The organism is Arthrobacter sp. 131MFCol6.1 (assembly GCF_000374925.1).
Lineage (GTDB): Bacteria > Actinomycetota > Actinomycetes > Actinomycetales > Micrococcaceae > Arthrobacter.
The window spans coordinates 80176-98542 of sequence record NZ_KB895552.1; the positions used below are offsets into that span (position 1 = coordinate 80176).

General features: G+C 66.4%; 15 protein-coding genes and 1 tRNA gene. 10 read left to right on the top strand and 6 right to left on the bottom strand.

Annotated elements, in window-relative coordinates; all coding sequences use genetic code 11:
* Positions 1-11: 11 nt before the first annotated feature.
* From C566_RS0117420 to C566_RS0117430, 3 genes are read right to left on the bottom strand one after another with little or no spacing between them, the layout of a single operon-like run.
* A complete protein-coding gene (locus C566_RS0117420; RefSeq protein WP_051082353.1) occupies positions 12-1574 on the bottom strand; it encodes an APC family permease in 1563 nt (520 codons plus the stop codon).
* On the bottom strand, positions 1571-2509 hold the full coding sequence (locus tag C566_RS0117425) for a universal stress protein (protein ID WP_026266803.1): 939 nt from the start codon (positions 2507-2509) through the stop codon (positions 1571-1573). The genes C566_RS0117420 and C566_RS0117425 overlap by 4 nt, the downstream gene beginning before the upstream one ends.
* Positions 2510-2563: 54 nt before the next feature.
* A complete protein-coding gene (locus C566_RS0117430; protein ID WP_018775644.1) occupies positions 2564-3952 on the bottom strand; it encodes a flavin monoamine oxidase family protein in 1389 nt (462 codons plus the stop codon).
* 194 nt (positions 3953-4146) lie between these two features.
* Here C566_RS0117430 and C566_RS0117435 point away from each other — a divergent pair, with 194 nt between their 5' ends.
* Positions 4147-4839, top strand: coding sequence for a TetR/AcrR family transcriptional regulator (locus C566_RS0117435; RefSeq protein ID WP_018775645.1), 693 nt, complete (start codon positions 4147-4149; stop codon positions 4837-4839).
* 198 nt (positions 4840-5037) lie between these two features.
* Here the strand turns inward: C566_RS0117435 and C566_RS0117440 are convergent.
* A tRNA-Leu gene (locus C566_RS0117440) sits at positions 5038-5120 on the bottom strand.
* Between the two features lie 384 nt (positions 5121-5504).
* On the opposite strand from C566_RS0117440, the gene C566_RS0117445 reads away from it, so the two are divergent.
* From C566_RS0117445 to pknB, 7 genes are read left to right on the top strand one after another with little or no spacing between them, the layout of a single operon-like run.
* A complete protein-coding gene (locus tag C566_RS0117445) occupies positions 5505-6254 on the top strand; it encodes an FhaA domain-containing protein (protein ID WP_018775646.1) in 750 nt (249 codons plus the stop codon).
* The gene (locus C566_RS0117450; protein ID WP_018775647.1) at positions 6251-6733 is read left to right on the top strand and encodes an FHA domain-containing protein FhaB/FipA; all 483 of its coding nucleotides are present in this window, start codon (positions 6251-6253) and stop codon (positions 6731-6733) included. The genes C566_RS0117445 and C566_RS0117450 overlap by 4 nt, the downstream gene beginning before the upstream one ends.
* Before the next feature lie 2 nt (positions 6734-6735).
* Positions 6736-8520, top strand: coding sequence for a PP2C family protein-serine/threonine phosphatase (locus C566_RS0117455; RefSeq protein WP_018775648.1), 1785 nt, complete (start codon positions 6736-6738; stop codon positions 8518-8520).
* Positions 8517-9962 carry an FtsW/RodA/SpoVE family cell cycle protein gene (locus tag C566_RS0117460; protein ID WP_026266804.1) on the top strand — a complete coding sequence of 482 codons (1446 nt, stop codon included), beginning with the start codon at positions 8517-8519 and terminating at the stop codon, positions 9960-9962. Before C566_RS0117455 ends, C566_RS0117460 begins: the two co-directional genes overlap by 4 nt.
* The gene (locus tag C566_RS0117465) at positions 9959-11416 is read left to right on the top strand and encodes a peptidoglycan D,D-transpeptidase FtsI family protein (RefSeq protein WP_018775650.1); all 1458 of its coding nucleotides are present in this window, start codon (positions 9959-9961) and stop codon (positions 11414-11416) included. Before C566_RS0117460 ends, C566_RS0117465 begins: the two co-directional genes overlap by 4 nt.
* Entirely contained in the window at positions 11413-13248 is a 1836-nt protein-coding gene (locus tag C566_RS0117470; RefSeq protein WP_018775651.1) for a protein kinase domain-containing protein, read from the top strand. Before C566_RS0117465 ends, C566_RS0117470 begins: the two co-directional genes overlap by 4 nt.
* 6 nt (positions 13249-13254) lie before the next feature.
* Positions 13255-15231 (top strand): Stk1 family PASTA domain-containing Ser/Thr kinase, encoded by a 1977-nt coding sequence (pknB, locus tag C566_RS0117475; protein WP_018775652.1) that lies wholly within the window; start codon positions 13255-13257, stop codon positions 15229-15231.
* Positions 15232-15293: 62 nt separating this feature from the next.
* On the opposite strand, the gene C566_RS0117480 is transcribed toward pknB, so the two are convergent.
* Together C566_RS0117480 and C566_RS0117485 are read right to left on the bottom strand one after the other, a co-directional pair.
* Complete coding sequence (locus tag C566_RS0117480; RefSeq protein WP_018775653.1) at positions 15294-15935, bottom strand: anthranilate synthase component II; 642 nt, start codon at positions 15933-15935, stop codon at positions 15294-15296.
* 170 nt (positions 15936-16105) lie between these two features.
* The gene (locus tag C566_RS0117485) at positions 16106-16873 is read right to left on the bottom strand and encodes a class E sortase (RefSeq protein WP_018775654.1); all 768 of its coding nucleotides are present in this window, start codon (positions 16871-16873) and stop codon (positions 16106-16108) included.
* A 177-nt stretch (positions 16874-17050) separates the two neighbouring features.
* Between C566_RS0117485 and C566_RS0117490 the strand changes: the two genes are divergently transcribed.
* On the top strand, positions 17051-17305 hold the full coding sequence (locus tag C566_RS0117490; protein ID WP_026266806.1) for a cell division protein CrgA: 255 nt from the start codon (positions 17051-17053) through the stop codon (positions 17303-17305).
* A 104-nt stretch (positions 17306-17409) separates the two neighbouring features.
* Positions 17410-18015 (top strand): DNA-3-methyladenine glycosylase I, encoded by a 606-nt coding sequence (locus C566_RS0117495; RefSeq protein ID WP_018775656.1) that lies wholly within the window; start codon positions 17410-17412, stop codon positions 18013-18015.
* Positions 18016-18367 lie beyond the last annotated feature (352 nt).

An 18367-nucleotide genomic window follows, 5' to 3' on the forward strand; every position in this document is an offset into this window, starting at 1 on the left:
TGGAAGGGGACTCAGTGCCCGCGGGTCAGGACCCTGCCCCTGAAGAACTCGGGGCGGAGCTTGGCCATGACCAGCATGAGCACCACGCCCAGCAGGATGACGCCCATGCCCAGGATGAAGACCAGCCCCACACCGCCAATCGACGAGCCTGATCCGTACGCGGGATCCATGGAGTCGTAGGCGGTCTTGAAGAACATGACCAGCAGGATGACGCCGCCCAGGAGTGGCGCGAGGAACTTGAAGAAGAAGGCCCTCGCTCCGCTGAACGCCTCGGCGCGGAAGAACCAGACACAAGCCAGCGCGGTGATGCCGTAGTAGAAGCAGATCATCATGCCCAGGGCCGTGATGGTGTCCCACAGTGCATTTTCCGACGTGGTCCGGGTGATGACATAGAACGCGGCGGCCGCAACGGCCGAGGCGATCGTGGCATAGCTCGGCGACTTGTATGTGGGGCTGATCCTGCCGAACTTCTGCGGCAGCGCCTGGTAATGGCCCATGGACAGCAGGGTGCGCGCCGGCGAGACAAATGTGGACTGCAGGGACGCGGCGGAGCTGCTCAGGATGGCCAGGGACATCAGGATGGCGAACGGACCCATCACCGGTCCCGCCAGGACGGCGAAGATGCTGCCCTGGTTCTCCGGGTTTCCGGCGCCCAGCCCCGTGTCGCCGACGCCGGCGTAGCTCAGCGTGGCCAGCGCAACCGTCATGTAGATGATCACGATGACCAGCACGGTGATCGTGGCGGCACGGCCCGGGGTCTTCTCCGGGTTCTTGGTCTCCTCGTTCATGGTCAGCGTGACGTCCCAGCCCCAGTAGATGAAGATGGACAGCGAAACGCCGGCGGCGAAGGCGGAGAAGGATCCCACGGCGAAGGGGTTAAACCAGTCCGAGGAGATGGCCGTGGCGTCAAAGGCGGTTCCGCTGGCGACGTGGCTGAACGCTGCGATCGAGAACCAGGCGAGGACCAGCAGCTGAAATCCCACGAGCACGTACTGAACGGACTTGGTGGTTTCCATGCCGCGGTAGGAGATCCAGCACGCGAGGGCGATGAACACCAGCGTGGTCGCGATATTCAGCGGCAGGTTCGTGGTGAGGTCGGCGAGTTCGGGATTGCCGAAGATCTGCGCCAGCATGAGGTAGAAGAAGTCCACAGCGACGGCGGCCAGGTTCGAGAGCACGATGATGGTCGCGGCGATGAGCCCCCAGCCGCCCATCCAGCCAATCCAGGGGCCGAACGCCCGCGAGGCCCAGGTGAAGGAGGTCCCGGCGTCGGGCATGGCGTTGTTCAGCTCCCGGTAGCCGAAGGCCACCAGCAGCATGGGGACAAAGCCCACCAGGAAGATCGCCGGCAGTTGCACGCCGACCTCGGCCACGGTGGGACCCAGGGCCGCCGTGAGGGTGTACGCCGGGGCGATACAGGAAATGCCGATGACGACGGCGCCAATGAGCCCCACCGATCCGGCTTTCAGGCCCTTTTCACTCAGTCCGTGCTGCTGTCCTGTGTTTTGTCCTGTGTTTTGTCCTGTGTGCTGTCCCGTGTGCGACGGATTGGGCGTCGCATGGTCTGCGCTCATTGTTGTGCCTCTCGGGGGGTGTCACTCGACGCTGAATGATTGAGTTGCTTGAGTTCATAGCCGCTGGGGACCACGATCATCGGCACCGGCAGGGCGCGCAGAATGCGGCCCGCTGTGCTGCCGAGGAAGATGGACCGGCCCTTGGCAAGCCGGCTGGATCCGATCAACAGGACCTCGCCGTCTTCCCAGTCCAGGCGGTCCACGGCTTCCTCGATGCTGCGTCCGTGGGCCACGACGATTTCCGTCTTCGCCTCCACCTGGGCCTCCGCCTTCGCCTCCCCTGAAACTTCCGGCCCGCCAGCAGACAGTGCGTCGGCAAGGCACTTGGCCGCATACTCCCGGGCAGCGTCGGCTGAATCGGTCGCATCGCCGCCGTCGAGGGCCAGAAGCGACACCACGCGCAGCGGCACGTCCCGGTTCGACGCCATGCCTAGGGCGAAATCGAGCAGTTTCTCCGCGCCGGCCCGGGTTCCGAGCCCGCAGCTGATCCGGGTCAGGGCCTCCTTGCGGTAGTAGCCGTGCGGTGCCAGGGCCACCGGAACGGTCGAGGCGTGGAGCAGTGCGCTGGCCACCGACCCGATCGTGAACCGTTTGAAGATCCCGGTGCTGGTGGCTCCGATGATGAGCATGTCCGCGCCCAGTTCCTCGGCCGCCTCGATCAGTGCGTGCGCGTCGGAATCATGGCTGCGGATGTGGGCCTGCGCCGGGACACTGGATGGAACCAGCGCCAGGGCCTGGTCGAGCCACTCTTGGGCCTGCTCATTGAGCAGATTTTCGAAGCCGGCCTTCGGTGCGATGGCGTGCCCGGAGTGCTGCACTTCGGGCACCACCAGCACAAGGTCCAGGCTCGCCCCCCGCCCGAGCGCTAGGGAGACGGCCAGATTGACCGCATCATGGCCTCTGGCATTGGCTGAATACCCCACTACGTAACGCATCTGGCCGCTCTCCTATCTGAACTGGACTGCATTCAACTGAATTGTTGGGATTTTCTACGAGGCGACGGACGCACGGTCCGCAGCTGCAACGATCCTGGCCGCCGTGAGCTGCCCCATCCGGACGGCGCCGTCAACATGCTGGTAGCCCTCGGCCGCAAGGTCCGAGCAGGACCAGTAGATCGGCCCGACCGGCGTCAACTGGTCCTTGCCGTAGCGGTGCAGTCCGCCCAGGTCGTAGCTGGCGGCGTAGGCTCCCCTGGTCCATTCCTCTGAACCCCAGTCGGACTCGTAGTAGACCTCGGGATCCAGGGCCTTTTCGCCGAGGAAGGACGCAATCGATTCGAGGATGGCGCGGCGGCGGTCCTCCGCGCTGAGCTCGAACATGGCGTCGGCCTTCTCATCCGAGACAAAGCCCACCAGCGTGCCGCGCGGGTCCTCGTGGTTCGTGTTGTCGTAGACCTCCTGCACAATGGCACCGGCGCCGAAGGCGGTTCCGGACAGGCCGTCTTCGCGCCAGAACGGGCTGCTGTAGACGGCGTGGACCTTGATGACCAGGCCAAGTGACTGGTGCTGGTGCATCTGGTGCTGGCGGCGGGGCAACGGCGGGTTAAAGGACACCCGGGTGTAGAGGTTCGGCGGCACGGCCATAATGACGAAACGGGCGTTCACCGTGGCCCGGTCGGAGACGGCCGTGACACGGTAGCCTCCGCTCGCGTCCTCGGCCCAGTTGATGGTGCGGACCGGGCTGCCGAGGACGACGTCGTCGCCCAGTTCAGCGGCCTGCAGCAGCGAAACCTGCTGCATCCCGCCGACAACCCGCTTGTCCAGGATGAAGTCCTCATCCGTGAGGTTGGTGAAGGACCCCGCCGAGGCAGCCATGAGGACGGCCTGCAGGGCGGAGAAGGCGTGGGCCGGTTTGGTCAGCATGCCGCCGGCGATGAACAGGCCGATGTTGTTGCAGGCTTCCTCATCCGTTGAGTTCTGCCGCAGCCAGTGGTGGAAGGAGATGGTGTCCAGCTCGCGGGCCTTGGGGTGTGCCCACGGCTCCTCGGGGTCCATCTCCGCGGCCAGGGAGTCCAGCAGGGCCGTGAGCTTGTCCATTTCGACGGCGGTGGTTTCGCTGACCGGGAAGGTGTCACCGGTGTACAGGGTCCGCTTGCCGTCCGCGCCAATGTAGACGGATTCGCCGTCGCGGTAGCGGGAATAGGTCTGCAGCCCGAGTTCATCCAGGAGCCCCAGGAGCCCCGTCTGGTCCGGCGAGACCCACTGGCCGCCGATCTCGAGCATGGCCCCGTCAACCGTGTCGGTCCAGGTCCGGCCGCCCACGCGGTCCCGCGCTTCGAGCACCGCCACACTGAGCCCGGCCTTCTTCAGCTCGCGGGCGGCGGTCAAGCCTGACGGACCGGCTCCTACGATGACGACGTCGCGGTCAAGTTCCAGCATGATGTTCCTCCCCGTGGCCGCTAGAGTGATGCGGACCACTAAATGAATGACGTTCATTTAGAATGATAGACCTTCAGCGCGCTTCGGGGAAGACCCTCCGCCCAATGAATTTCGCCCGTAAAGTAGGGGCAGAACGGGCTCACCCCGACACCGCCAGCCAGGCAGAGTAGACAAGCAGAGAAGAAAGGCCCGGAATGACGGCAGCAACCAGCGCCCCCGCCGATCCGCACGGCCCCGCCGCCAGGCCCCGCCGCCGCGCGGGACGGCCCGCCGCGGCAGTGCTGGACCAGAACGGCATCACTTCGGCGGCCCTGCAGCTGATTGGCAAGAGCGGTTACGACGGGTTCACCATGGCTGCCCTGGCGAGGACCCTCAACGTGGCGCCCTCAGCGCTGTACAACCATGTCTCGTCCAAACGGGACGTGCTGGTCCTCGTCCAAGACCACTTGACCTCGTTCGTGGACGTCACCGCCTTCGAGGCCGGGGACTGGGAACAGGCCGTGAGGGATTGGGCCTGGAGCTATCGCGATGTATTTTCCAAGCACACCCCGCTGATCCCCGTTATTGCCGTACTGCCCGTGGCTGACGCGCCCAAGACACTGGCCATGTATGAGGCCGTCAGCGCCGGTTTCAGCCGCGCAGGCTTTCCGCAGGAACGCATTGTCCCGGCCATCGTCGCGATCGAATCCTTCATCTTTGGCTCCGCCTACGACGTCACGGCGCCGGCGGACATCTTCGATTCCGGCACCATGGCCGCGTCGACACCGCATTTCACCGCCGCCGTCCAGCGCCTGGCCGAGGAAGGCCATGAAAAACCGGCCGATGTCGCCTTCAGGCTGGGACTTGAGGCACTCCTCGCCGGGCTCGGGGCACTGCGCGCAGCCTAGCGGGGGTGTCTGTGGGGTAGGTACGCCGCGGAGTTTCCCCACTTTTGACGGACCGACGCCGCCAAACACCGGCGGGTCCGCGCAACACGCCGGCCTGAGCCTTCGAATGTGGGGAAACCCGGAAACCCCGACGCCGGCTGCCTCCGTGTGGGTTAAACAAAAGAACCCCGGTCCAAGACCGGGGTTCTTTCGATTGCGTGCGCGAGGGGGGATTTGAACCCCCACGCCCTTTCGGACACTGGCACCTGAAGCCAGCGCGTCTGCCGTTCCGCCACTCGCGCGCAACTTCTTCCACTCGGATAGGGCCGGTTTCCCGGACCGCCAACCTCGTAAAAGCAGCGAGATCAAGCATAACGGACAATTGCCGGAAAACACCAATCGAGCCCACGGGCCCCCTGATTGGGGTCGTTTGGCGGCCACATTTGCCCGGCCGCCGGACGTCACGTGGGGACCCGGTGAGGCAGCCCGGCCGGCGGTGTCCGCGCACGTCAGGGCGCGGCAGCCGCTCATTTTGACGCCGCCCCCGCGGCGTCCGTTGAGGCCATTCCCAGACACGCCCAGTAGTATCTGATGTAGGAGTGTCCGCTGAGCGCGGGCTCGCAAAAGTTGGAAACCGAGTTCCGGAACGAGTGCTGCCCTGCAGCCAACAGGAAAGGAGAAGGACCATGGGATTGCTGGACAAAGTCGAGCGCGGCATCGAAAAGGCCGTCCGCGGAGTCTTCTCCACCGGTTCCCGCGCCCAGGTTGAGCCTGTCGAGATCGCGAGCCGCCTCCGCACCGAGGTGGACAACAAGGCCATCACGATCGCCGCGGGACGCACCCTGGCCCCCAACGTTTTTGACGTACTCCTCAGCAGCGACGACTTCCAGCGCGCCCAGGAATGGGGCACACCGCTGGCGGAGGAACTGTGCGACGTCGTCATCAACCATGTCCGGAGCCAGGGCTACACTCTCCAGGGCCCGGTCCGGATCAGTTTCCGCCGCGATGAGGAGCAACGTGCCGGGAATTTCGACATCACGTCGCGGACCGAGAAAGCCTCCGCCCCTTCCGTGCCGGCGCAGCCGGGTGTCCATGGCAACGTACCGGCGGCCCCGACACGCCAGCCGGCCCAGCTTCAGCCGGTACTGGACATTGACGGCCAGCGCTATTCGCTGAACGCGCCCTCAATCGTCCTCGGACGGTCCTCCGAGGCAGACATCCTTATTGACGACACCGGCGTTTCGCGCCGCCACCTGGAAATCCGGACTGGGCCTGGTACGGCCCAGGCGATCGATCTCGGCTCCACGAACGGCAGCTACGTCAACGGCCAAAAGATCGTGGGCAGTTCGGATCTTGCTGACGGCGCCACGATCATGATGGGACGAACCAAAATCATCTTCCGCCTACTGCCCGCCCACCCAGGCGGCCGCGCATGAGCGAATTGACCATCACGGCCCTGCGTTTCGGGTTCCTCATCCTCCTGTGGGTGCTGATCTTCAGCATTGTCTCGGCCATGCGCCGCGATCTGATGATCGGCCGCAAGGCGGCGGCCGGAGCCCCCACGGCACGCCAGGTGCGCAAGAATCCTTCCCTCGCCGAACCGCCGCCGGCCCCCGTCAAACAGCAGGCCCGCCAGCTGATCGTGACCGAGGGACCGTTGAAGGGCACCACCATCGCCCTCGCGGCGAGCCCCATCCTCCTTGGCCGGGCACAGGAAGCCACCCTCGTCCTGGAGGACGACTACGCCTCGGGCCGCCATGCCCGCCTGTTCCCGCAGGGCAGCCGCTGGTTCATCGAGGACCTGGGCTCCACTAATGGCACGTATCTGGCAGACCAGCAGCTGACCCGGGCCCTCCCGGTGGAGCTGGGCGTCCCCGTGAGAATCGGCAAGACGGTCATCGAATTGAGGCCGTAGCCATGGCTGCCCCGGAATTTCCCGCAGACAGGGCCGAAGGCAAAACACCTGCCCCGAAGCGGCCGCTCATCATGCGCTACGCCGCGCGTTCAGACGTCGGCCGAATACGCGCCAAGAATGACGACTCCGCCTACGTCGGCCGGCACCTCGCCGTCGTTGCCGACGGCATGGGTGGCCATGCCGGCGGCGACGTCGCCTCCGCCGCGACCGTCCTGGACATGATCCACCTGGACCATGACGACTACGACGGCGACGCCGGCACCGTCCTGGCCGACGAAATCCAGACGGCCAACTCCCTGCTGTCAGAACTGGTCCACATCAATCCCAAGCTCGCCGGGATGGGCACCACGGTCACGGCCCTGCTCCTCGCCGAAGGAAAGCTCCACTTCGCCCACATCGGCGATTCCCGGGCCTACCGGCTGCGCGACGGCGAGTTCGAACAGGTCAGTGTCGACCACACCTTCGTCCAGCGGCTCATCGATGAGGGCCGGCTCCGCCCCGAAGAGGCCGAAACACATCCGCACAAGAACGTCCTCATGCGCGTGCTGGGGGACGTCGATGCCAGCCCGGAGCTGGATCTCGACACACTGGCTGTCCAGGCCGGGGAACGATGGCTGCTCTGCTCCGACGGCCTGAACTACGTGGCCGGCCACGTCGTGGAGCGCACCGTCCGGGAGACGAAGGACCTGGGCGAATGCGCCGACCTGCTGATTGAACTGACGCTGGAAGCAGGCGCCCCGGACAACGTGACCGTGGTGGTACTCGACATCGCCGAGCCGACCCGCGATGACGTCCGGACCGCCGCCGTCGACGTCGTGCCCGCGACCGCAGCCGCCGGGACGTCGGCGCCCGCCGCATCGGCCGGGCCCCTGGCCGGCAGCACCGTGGGTGCCGCGAAAACCCCCGGCGAGTCCGGAACAAGGGACAACTCCGCCCAGGACACCGGGTCCGCCGCGCCGGCCGCGGCGGCGGGAGCATCCGGCCCGCCGCCGGCGGACCCTGCACCTGGGTCCCCGGCCGGCGGCACTCCGCCGGCCGCCGCGCAGAAGGCCGCCGAGGGCAAGGAGCCCGAGGCCACCACCGACCCGCACCTGGGCGAACACCTCTCGGCCGAAGTCCTGCGTGAAGAACTCTCCATGCGCCCCCACGAACTTGTCGGGGCCGCCGCCGCAGCAGCGCAATCAGGGTCCATTCCTTCCATCGCCGGACGCACAGTGGCCCGGCGCGCGGCCACGGTCCTCACCCACAAGTCCGAACAGGACCGCGAGGAGGCCGAGGACTTCAGGCCCGCCGGTCGGCCGCGCCGGTGGCTCACGGTATCCATTGCCGCAGCGATCGTCGCGCTGCTGGCCGTCGGGCTCTGGCTTGGCTACGCCTGGACCCAGACGCGCTACTACATCGGCGAACACGATCAGCATGTGGCCATCTTCAACGGCGTCTCCCAGCGTCTCGGGCCCATCCAGCTTTCCACCCTCGAAGCGGTAACCGATATCAAGATGACCGACCTTCCCGAATTTTCGCAGCAGCGGGTGCGCCAGACGGTGCCCGCCCGCGATCTCTACGACGCGCAGCGGATCGTCAAAAACCTGGAACGCACCGGCACGACCGCCCCGGCCGATGAATGCCTCACCCCGTCCCCCGCAGCGACGGCCGCCGGCGCCACCCCGTCCCCCGGCACGACAGCCAAGCCGGGCTCCACGGCGACGCCAGGTGCCGCGGCCTCCCCTGGATCGGCCAAGCCGTCGCCATCCGCCACCCCGACTACGAATTGCGAGGGGGCCAAATGACACCCATCGACCCCGTGCCCAGGCCACGACGAAACGTGGAGCTTGTCCTCCTGGTCCTCGCCCTCGCTGTAGGGATCGGCGCCCAGGCACTCGTGGGCGTGGACCGACAGAAGGCGTTCGATACCGACTTCTGGTTCCAGTCCGGACTCCTCGCGCTGGCCGCCCTCGCCTTCCATGTGGTGCTGCGGCTCCGCGCAAAATATGCCGATCCGGTAATACTTCCGCTTGTGGTCGCCCTTAACGGGCTGGGCCTGGCCATGATCCACCGGCTGGACAGGGTGGGCGAAGACACCGGCAACAACCAGCTGCGCTGGACCCTGGTGGCCATGGCGGTTGCGATCGCGGTCATTTGGTTCCTCAAGGACCACCGGATCCTGCGCCGCTTCACGTACATTTCGCTGGCCATCAGCGCCGTGCTCCTCATCCTGCCGCTGGTTCCCGGCATCTCGGCCGGAGAGGTCCTGGGTGCGAGCGTCTGGATCAAGATCGGTTCCATGACCTTCCAGCCGGGTGAAATCGCCAAGATCACGCTGGCCATCTTCTTTGCCGGATATCTGTCGTCGAACCGGGACCTGATCCTGCTGGCCGGCCGCAAGATCGGCCCGGTACAGTTCCCGCGGTTCAAGGACATGGGCCCCATGATCACCGCCTGGCTTGTGAGCATCGGCGTGCTGGTCTTCCAGCGCGACCTCGGATCCTCGATCCTGTTCTTTGGCCTGTTCCTCGTCATGATCTACGTCGCCACGAGCCGCATCAGCTGGGTGATCATCGGCCTGGGGCTGATTATCGTCGGCGGCTTCGTCGCTGCCCGCGTGTTCTCGCACGTGGCCCTGCGGATCGACGGCTGGCTCAATGCCTTCACCGATGAGGTCTACGGCCGGCAGTTCGGCGGCAGCCTCCAAATTGTCGAGGGCCTGTTCGGCATGGCCAACGGCGGCCTGGTCGGCACCGGCCTCGGCCAGGGCCGGCCCAACCTGGTTCCCTTCGCCAACAGCGACATGATCATCGCCTCCTTTGGTGAGGAACTCGGCCTGATCGGCGTCTTTGCGATCGTCCTGATGTACCTGCTGCTGTTCACCCGGGGCTTCCGTGCCGCGCTGGGCACCCGCGACGCGTTCGGCAAACTGCTCGCCACCGGGCTCTCGTTCGCGATCGCGCTGCAGTGCTTTGTGGTGATCGGCGGCGTGACGCGCCTGATCCCGCTGACCGGACTTACGACGCCGTTCCTCGCCGCCGGCGGGTCCTCGCTCCTGGCGAACTGGATCATTGTGGGTTTGCTGCTCATGATTTCGCACTCCGCGCGCGGCCCGGTGGATACAACGCCGCTGCCGCCCGGCCAGGAACCGGGTGCCCGCAAGAACTTCCCCGTGCTGCCGTCCAAACCGGCGCCGGATCCCCGAAACAGTCCCGACGCACCCACCGAGGCGGTGAAACAGCTGTGAACCAGGCCATCCGCAATTCATGGATTGCCGCCATCGCGATGTTCGTGCTGGTCTTCGGCGCGCTGAGCTATGTGCAGGTGGTCGGCGCCGACGAGCTCAAGGCCAACGCCTGGAACAGGCGCGCCATCCTGCAGAACTACTGCAACGACCGCGGTGCGATCATTGTCGGCGGCACCCCGGTGGCAGAGTCCGTGCCCGCAACGGAGAGCTGCAAATTCCAGCGGACGTACTCCCAGCCGGAGCTCTACGCGGGCGTCACCGGCTACTTCTCCAAGAACTACGGCCTCACCGGACTCGAGAAGTCCATGAACGATGTCCTGGCCGGCAGCTCGGACCAGCAGTTCCTGGACCGGGTGGGCCAGTTGTTCCTCGGCAACCAGCCCAAGGGCGCGTCCGTGGAGCTGACCCTGGACCCCAAGCTCCAGAAGCTGGCGTACGACCTCATCCCGGACGGCATTCGCGGGCACATCGTGGTCACCAACCCGAAGACCGGCGCGGTCCTGGCCATGGTGTCCAAGCCGTCCTATGACCCCAACCTGATTGCCACCCAGGACGCTGCCGCCGAACAGGCCAACTACACCGAGCTGAACCAGGTCCCCGGGATCAACCTGAACCAGAACGTCTCCGGACCGACGGGCGAGCTGCTTGCACCGGGATCGGTGTTCAAGCTCATCGACACCTCTGCGGCGCTGAAATCGGGCAAGTACAACAAGGACAGCGACCTGCCCAACCCGGCCGAGATGTCCTTCCCCGGCATCGACTACAAGCTGCCCAACTATGCGGGCGGCAACTGCTACACGCGCACGACGGCGTCGTTCGCGTTTGCCCTGCAGCAGTCCTGCAACACACCGTTCGCCAGCATCGCCCTGGACCTGGGGCAGAAGGCCATCGGAGACGAGGCCGGGAAATTCGGCTTCGGCCAGGACTTCGGCGACCAGCTCAAGCTGGACAGCGCCCCAAGCTTCTTCCCGAGCGAACCGCTGGACGACGCCGGGCTGGCGCAGTCCTCGATCGGCCAGCGCGATGTCCGCGCCACGCCGCTGCAGATCAACACCATGACGGCGGCGATCGCCAACGACGGAGTGCAGATGCAGCCGAACCTGATCAAGGCCGTACGCGCCCCTGACCTGCGCACGATCAGCGAACCGAAACCGCAGGCCCTGCGCACCGCCACGACTCCGGAGATCGCACGGCAGATCAACGAGTGGATGGTCAGCGTCGTCGACGACGGCATCGCCAGCCGTGCGGCCGTGCCCGGTGTCCAGGTGGCCGGCAAGACCGGTACCGCGGAACTCGGCAACGGCCTGAACAATTCTTGGTTTACCGGGTTTGCCCCGGCAAATGACCCGCAAGTGGCCGTCACCATCGTCATGGAAGGCGTAGACATCACCACTGGCGCAAACCTAACCAGTCCGAACGCGAAGAAGATTTTTGAGGCGGTGTTGAATAAGTGAGGCCTACTTCGGGAATCACCCTCGGCGGCAGATTCCAGCTGACCACGCGCATTGCGATCGGCGGCATGGGAGAAGTCTGGAAAGCCAAAGACCTGATCCTTGGCCGCATTGTCGCCATCAAGGTGCTCAAGGAGGAATACACGGGCGACCCCGGATTCCTGCAGCGCTTCCGCGCCGAGGCACGCCATACCGCCCTCCTGAACCACGTGGGCATCGCCAACGTCTTCGATTACGGCGAGGAAGAGGGTTCCGCCTACCTGGTCATGGAACTGGTTCCGGGCCAACCCCTGAGCAGCATCATCGAGCACGAACAGGTGCTGTCCCCGGACCGCACCCTTTCGATGATCGCGCAGACGGCGCGTGCCCTGGCCGTCGCCCACGCGCAGGGCCTCGTGCACCGTGACATCAAGCCGGGAAACCTGCTCATCACCCCCGACGGCCGCGTCAAGGTCACCGACTTCGGCATCGCGCGCCTGGCCGACCAGGTTCCGCTGACCCAGACCGGCCAGGTGATGGGCACCGCCCAGTACCTGGCACCGGAACAGGCCACGGGGCAGACCGCCACCGGAGCCTCGGACATCTACTCCCTCGGCGTGATCGGCTACGAGTGCCTCACGGGCCACCGGCCGTTCTCCGGGGAATCCCAGATCGCCATCGCGCTGGCCCAGGTCAACGACGCGCCGCCGCCGCTGCCGGACACGCTGCCCAGGCCCGTCCGCGCCCTGCTGATGTCCATGCTGGCCAAGGATCCGAAGAACCGCCCGGCCGACGCCATCAAGCTCTCCGAGGCGGCCGAGGCCATCCGCAACGGTGATATCGCCGCCGCACACGCCGCTGTGCCGGGCATGCTGCTCTTCGAGGCAGCCACCGGACCCATCACGGCCCCCGTCGACGTCCCCACAGCGGCCACCAGCGTCATTGGCTCCAGCGCGGCAGAGGACAAGTCGACGTCCGCGACGTCCGCGCTGCCCGTCGTGGGCGCCGCGGGTGCAGGTGCAGCCGCGGGCCTGGCAGCCGGCGCCGCCGCCGCCAGCGGCTACGGCGCCCGCAACGCGCTCAACCGCGCCGATGCCCTGGCGGCCGAGCGGAGCTGGGTGCAGGAAGAGGAAGAGGAAGACTACGACGAACCGGAGGAGCCGAAGCGCCGCGGGCGCAGCCCGTGGACGTGGCCGCTGATCGCGCTGATCCTGCTGGTGGTGTTCGCCCTGGTCGGTGTGGTCCTGAGCCAGGCCGGCAGTCTCTTCCCCTCGCAGGGTCCGGCCACGAGCAGTGCCACGTCCAGCATCGCGAAGCCGAGCAGTGCCACGCCGTCGGCGTCGTCCGCTTCCCCGTCCGAGACTCCCACCCCCACGCCCACCTCCGCGACACCCACCGAGTCCACCCCGGCAGCGGTCAACCTGATCCCGGATGCCTACCTGGGACGGCCGTTCAACGAGGTCCGCAACGAGCTGATCGGCAAGGGCCTGCAGGTCACCGGCGCTGAAGTTGTCAATGACGCGACGCCGGGCACAGTCACCAACATCGACCCCTCCGGCCCGGTCCAGCCCGGGACCACCATCACGGTCAGCTACTCCAAGGGCCCGGAAATGGTCGAGGTCCCGTCCATCAAGGCGGGCACCAGCGAGGCTGGGGCCCAGCAGGCCATCCAGGACGCCGGGTTGCGCTGGGCCAAGGGAGCCGATGTCAGTCCCACGAACAAGAATGAAGATCCGGGTACCTTCGTCAGCTCCGAGCCTCCTTCCGGGTCCAAAGTGGCCGCCGGAAGCGTCGTGACCTATCACCTCGCCAAGGCCACGACCACATCCCCTTCACCTACCAAGTCCGGACCCTAAACGATCATGAGCAATACACCCCGCACTCCGTCGCACAGGGAGGAACGCCCGGCGAACACGCAGCGCGTCCTCAGCGGGCGCTATGAGCTGGGTGAGCTGATCGGCCGTGGCGGCATGGCGGATGTTTTCCGCGGCCTCGATACCCGGCTGGGACGCACTGTGGCCGTCAAGCTGCTGCGCCCGGACCTGGCCCGGGACCCGCAGTTCCAGGCCCGGTTCAAGCGCGAGGCCCAGGCCGTCGCGGCACTCAACCACCCGTCGATCGTGGCTGTCTTCGACACCGGGGACCACGCGGTCCCCGGTGACCACGCCGACAGCGTCCGGGTGCCCTATATCGTGATGGAGTTCGTTTCCGGCAAGACCATCCGCGACATGGTGCGGGCCAAGGACGTGACCATCGATCAGGCGATCGATTTCACGCTGGGTGTGCTGTCCGCGCTCGATTACAGCCACAAGGCCGGAATCGTGCACCGCGACATCAAGCCCGCCAACGTGATGTTTTGCCCGGATTCAAACAGCGTCAAGGTCATGGACTTCGGAATCGCCCGCGCCATGGCGGACTCGTCCGCCACCATGACGCAGACGCAGGCCGTCGTCGGCACCGCCCAGTACCTGTCCCCGGAACAGGCCCGGGGCGAAGCGGTCGACGCGCGCAGCGACCTGTACTCCGCAGGATGCCTTCTCTATGAGATGCTGACCGGCCGGCCGCCGTTCATTGGCGACAGCCCCGTCTCCGTGGCCTACCAGCACGTTCGCGAGATCCCCGAGCCCGCCAGCAGCCTCAACCCGGACGTCTCCGCCGCGCTGGACAGCGTGTTGATGAAGGCCCTGCAGAAGAACCGCGCCGACCGTTTCCAGGACGCCGCCGCCTTCCGCCGCGCCCTGCGGGCCGCGCGCAGCGGCGTTCCGGTGACGGCGCCGTCCGCCAGCGAGGCCCCCACCGACCCCACCAACGCGGTTCCCCGGCACGACCCCCTGGCGCCCACGGCGACTTTCTCCCTGACCGGAGCCAAGTTCCTCGACGATTCCCCCGGCGGCCGGCTGCGGCCCGCCGAAGAAACGCCCGACGACGAGGAAGTGCTGCAGCCGGCAGGCACCGAACTCTATGGCATTGCGGACACCGGAAGCCTGCCCCTGGCGCTGCCGGTCGAACGCGAGCACACCCCGCGCCAGAAGACGCGCCGCCGCACCTGGATCGCGACGCTCGTGGTCCTCACACTGCTGGTGCTGGCCGGCGGCGGCCTCTGGCTGTACAACCTCATGAATCAGGCCCCGCCGCAGGCAACCAAGGTGCTGGTTCCCACGGTGACGTCCCTGACGGAATCCGAGGCCCTGCAAAGGCTGTACAACGCCGGCTTCAAGCCACAGCTCCAACGGCTGCAGCACGAGAGCATCCCCAAAGGCACCGCGATTGGCACCGTGCCGACGTCGGGGAGTTCCATGGACGCCAACTCGGACATCATCCTCAACATCTCCGAAGGCCCCAGCGCGATCACCATCCCGACGGACCTGCCCGGCCGGACCGAGGCGGCCGCCCGCGATCTTCTCCACCAAACGGGACTGACTGGTGCCCTCACCACCAAGATGTCCAACAACCCCACGGTTCCGGTCGGCATTGTCATCACCACCAACCCGGCGCCGGGCCAGGTTGTGGCCGTGGCGGACCCGGTCGAAATCGTCGTCTCCACGGGCAAGGTGGCTGTGCCGCAGCTGATCGGGCTGCCGCTGGCGGAGGCGGAAGCGAAACTGAAGGAGCAGGGCCTGGTGCTCAAGGCCACCGAAGTGGAGAATTCCCAGGTGGCTCCGGGCAAGGTGACAGGCCAGGCCGATGCCGCGGATTCGCTCGTGGAACAGGGCAAGACCATCACCGTGACCGTGGCGAAGGCACCGGCGCCGGCTCCGCCTCCCCCGCCGTCGCCCACGCCGTCGCCCACCAAGAGCGCGTCGAAAGAAGACGCAGCCCTGGGCGGACTGTTCCCCTAATCCGGTCGGGAGAACCGAACGTGCCGGCTACCGCCGCGCCGGCACGTGCAGTGCCTGCCGGGTCAGTGCTTGATGAGCGGGCTCAGGTCCGCTGCCCGTTCGGCAGCGCCCGCCATGCCGAGTGACTCCAGCCAGTTGCCGAGCATCTGGTAGCCGCCTTCGGTCAGGACGGATTCCGGGTGGAACTGGACGCCGCACAGCGGGGCGGTGCGATGCTGCAGGCCCATCACCACACCGGTGCCCGTTTCCGCGGTGATCTCCAGGACCTCCGGGATGCTCTCGCGGACAGCGGCCAGCGAATGGTAACGGGTGGCCGTGAGGGGCGAGGGGAGCCCCGCAAAGACGCTGGTTCCATGGTGTTCGACGAGCGAAGTCTTGCCGTGCATCAGTTCGGGAGCGTGCGTCACGGTTCCGCCGTAAGCCTCCGCCAGCGCCTGGTGCCCCAGGCACACACCTAGCATGGGCTTCTCGTGGCTGCCGCACCACTTGATCAGCTCAATGCAGACGCCGGCCCCCGCCGGATTCCCCGGACCGGGAGAGATGAGGACCCCGTCCCGCGCCTCGGCCATCTCGATCGCCTCGGCGAGCGTGACGTCGTCGTTGCGGACCACGGTGGTCTCCGCACCGAGCTCCTGGAGATAGCCGACCAGGGTGTAGACAAAGCTGTCGTAGTTGTCTACGACCAGGATCTTGGTTGTGCTCATGGGTGCCTTGCTGAACCAATCGTTGAATCTGTTAACTGGGTGAATTGCGCCAGCCAGGGAAAAAGGAACTGAACCATCAATACCAGTGCTCCGGCCACCAGCACCAGCGCGGTCGCAATCCTGAGCCACAAGGGCCCGGGAAGGCGGCGGAAAAGCCAGCCATACATGCGTCAGCCTGCCCCGGCCGCGCGGGCCGCCCGTGAAATTTCAGCCGGCGGTCCGGCGGAAAGGGACTGCCACCGCTCCAGCAGGGCGTAGGCCACAAAGCGTTCCTCGGAGCCAAACCGCGGGTTGCAGCTCGTCATGGTCAGGTAGCTCTCCGTCGGCGCGGCCCCCGGCCGCATTGGCACCGGTAACAGGACGTCGGTCCGCGACGGGAGGACTGTCTGGCTGTTCCGGAACACGTAGACATAGTAGCCCTCACGGGTCTGGACGTAGATCCGGTCGCCGGGCACCAGGGCGTCGATATGGTCCAGGACGGCGCCGTGGGTCTGCCGGTGCCCGGCCACGGCGAAGTTTCCCGCAGCCCCTGGCATGGCCGTGCCCTGATAGTGTCCGATGCCCAGGGTGTCCAACACTGCCGGGGTGGTTCCCTGAACGATGGGACGCGTGTAGCCGGCGCCGAAACGGGGAACATACAGGATGCCGATAGTCGCGCCCTCCGCCGGTTCGGGCGCGACGTCGGGTTCCGCGGCACCAGCCGCCGGCAGCCCGGGCGCCGCGGGAGCGGCTGCTCCAATCCCGCGGGCAAAGTCGTGCACAACCTCGCGCTGCCGGGCATCGGAGGCCACGTTCGTCCACCACAACTGCCACGCCACAAAGAGCAGGACAATGGCGCCCGCGGTCATGAGCAGCTCGCCGGCGACCTGGACGGTGCGCAGTACCTGCCCGCGGCGGCCGCGAGCCGTCCGGCCGGATCCTTGCTCCAACTCCAGCACTGCGGGTTCTCCTCCAAGGCGGTTGCGGGGTCCACGGTGTGGCCGGAACTACAGCTAGAATTGTGCGACAAATGAATTTGAACTTGACCAAGAGCGCGTTGGCCGGCGGGGGCCTCGCTTCCTGCAGGATACCAAGCCACGTTTCCCGCTCTTGTTCCAGCCCGCCAAGGAGGATCAGTGCCCGAGTCGAAGCCGCGTAAAAGGACTGCCCGTGTGGCCCCGCAGACTTCTGCCGCGGAGGCCTACAAGCCCAATCCGGTCTGGTTCAAGCCCGTCATGTTTGGCCTGATGATCATTGGCCTGCTGTGGATCATCACGTTTTACATCACCGAGGGCGCCTTCCCGGTTCAGGCTTGGGGCTCGATGAACATCGTCGCCGGCTTCGGAATCGCGATCATCGGCTTCCTGATGACCACACGCTGGCGTTCCTGAACCAGGCCCGCGCGGCGCACATCCCTGACGGGCCGGTACACACAGTGTGCCGGCCCGCCACCGTTAAACCACGGCATTAATCCCGGCCCAGCGAAGGAATCCAGATGACCCCGGCAGTGAACGGCTCAACCATTGGCGACGACGGACTGGCGCGGCCGGCGTGGGCGGCCGTTGATCCCATGCTGCGCGAGTACTACGACTCCGAGTGGGGCATGCCCGTCCGGGATGAACAGGGCCTCTACGAACGCATCAGCCTCGAGGGGTTCCAGGCGGGGCTGTCCTGGGCGACGATCCTGCGCAAGCGGCCCGCTTTCCGCGCGGCGTTCAAGGACTTCGACCCGGAACTGGTGGCGCTCTTCACGGACGCCGATGTGGAGCGGCTCATGCTCGATGCCGGGATCGTCCGGAACCGGCTGAAGATCCAGGCAACCATCACCAACGCCCGGGCCACGCTGGCGTTGAGGGACGACGGCGGCCTGGTTGACTTCGTGTGGGCGTTCCAGCCGGCCGCCACACCCCAGCCGAGCTCCATCGATCAGGTCCCCACCACCTCGGCCGAGTCCATCGCGCTCTCCAAGGCGCTGCGCAAGAAGGGTTTCGCCTTCGTCGGACCCACCACGATGTTCGCGCTCATGGAGGCCATCGGAATGGTGGACACCCATCTGCTGGACAGCCACCGGCGCGGGTCATCGGGCGTCTGGCCGCAGTGACCCGACGGCGTCCCGCCTCCTTATCCACAGCTGTGCACAAGTCTGGGGAAACTTATCCACATTGTTCATAAGTTTCCGGGTCTTCATGCGGTTCGGTTGAGTTTCGAGGCCACAGCGGGGCGCAAAGCCACTGATGAGTTTCCCGGCCGGACCTGAATTACACCCTTGTAAGTTATTAACAGTGTGGATTTCCTGTGGACAAGCTCACCGGTCCGGGCAACAGGCCCCGGATGGCGCCGCGGCCCCGGCCGCACGCCGAACGCGCGTCCGCCTTGGAGCACGGCGGCCACCCAACCATGAGGCCTGTCCTGACACCTCCGGCACCGGACGAGTTATCCACTTAATAACAGCC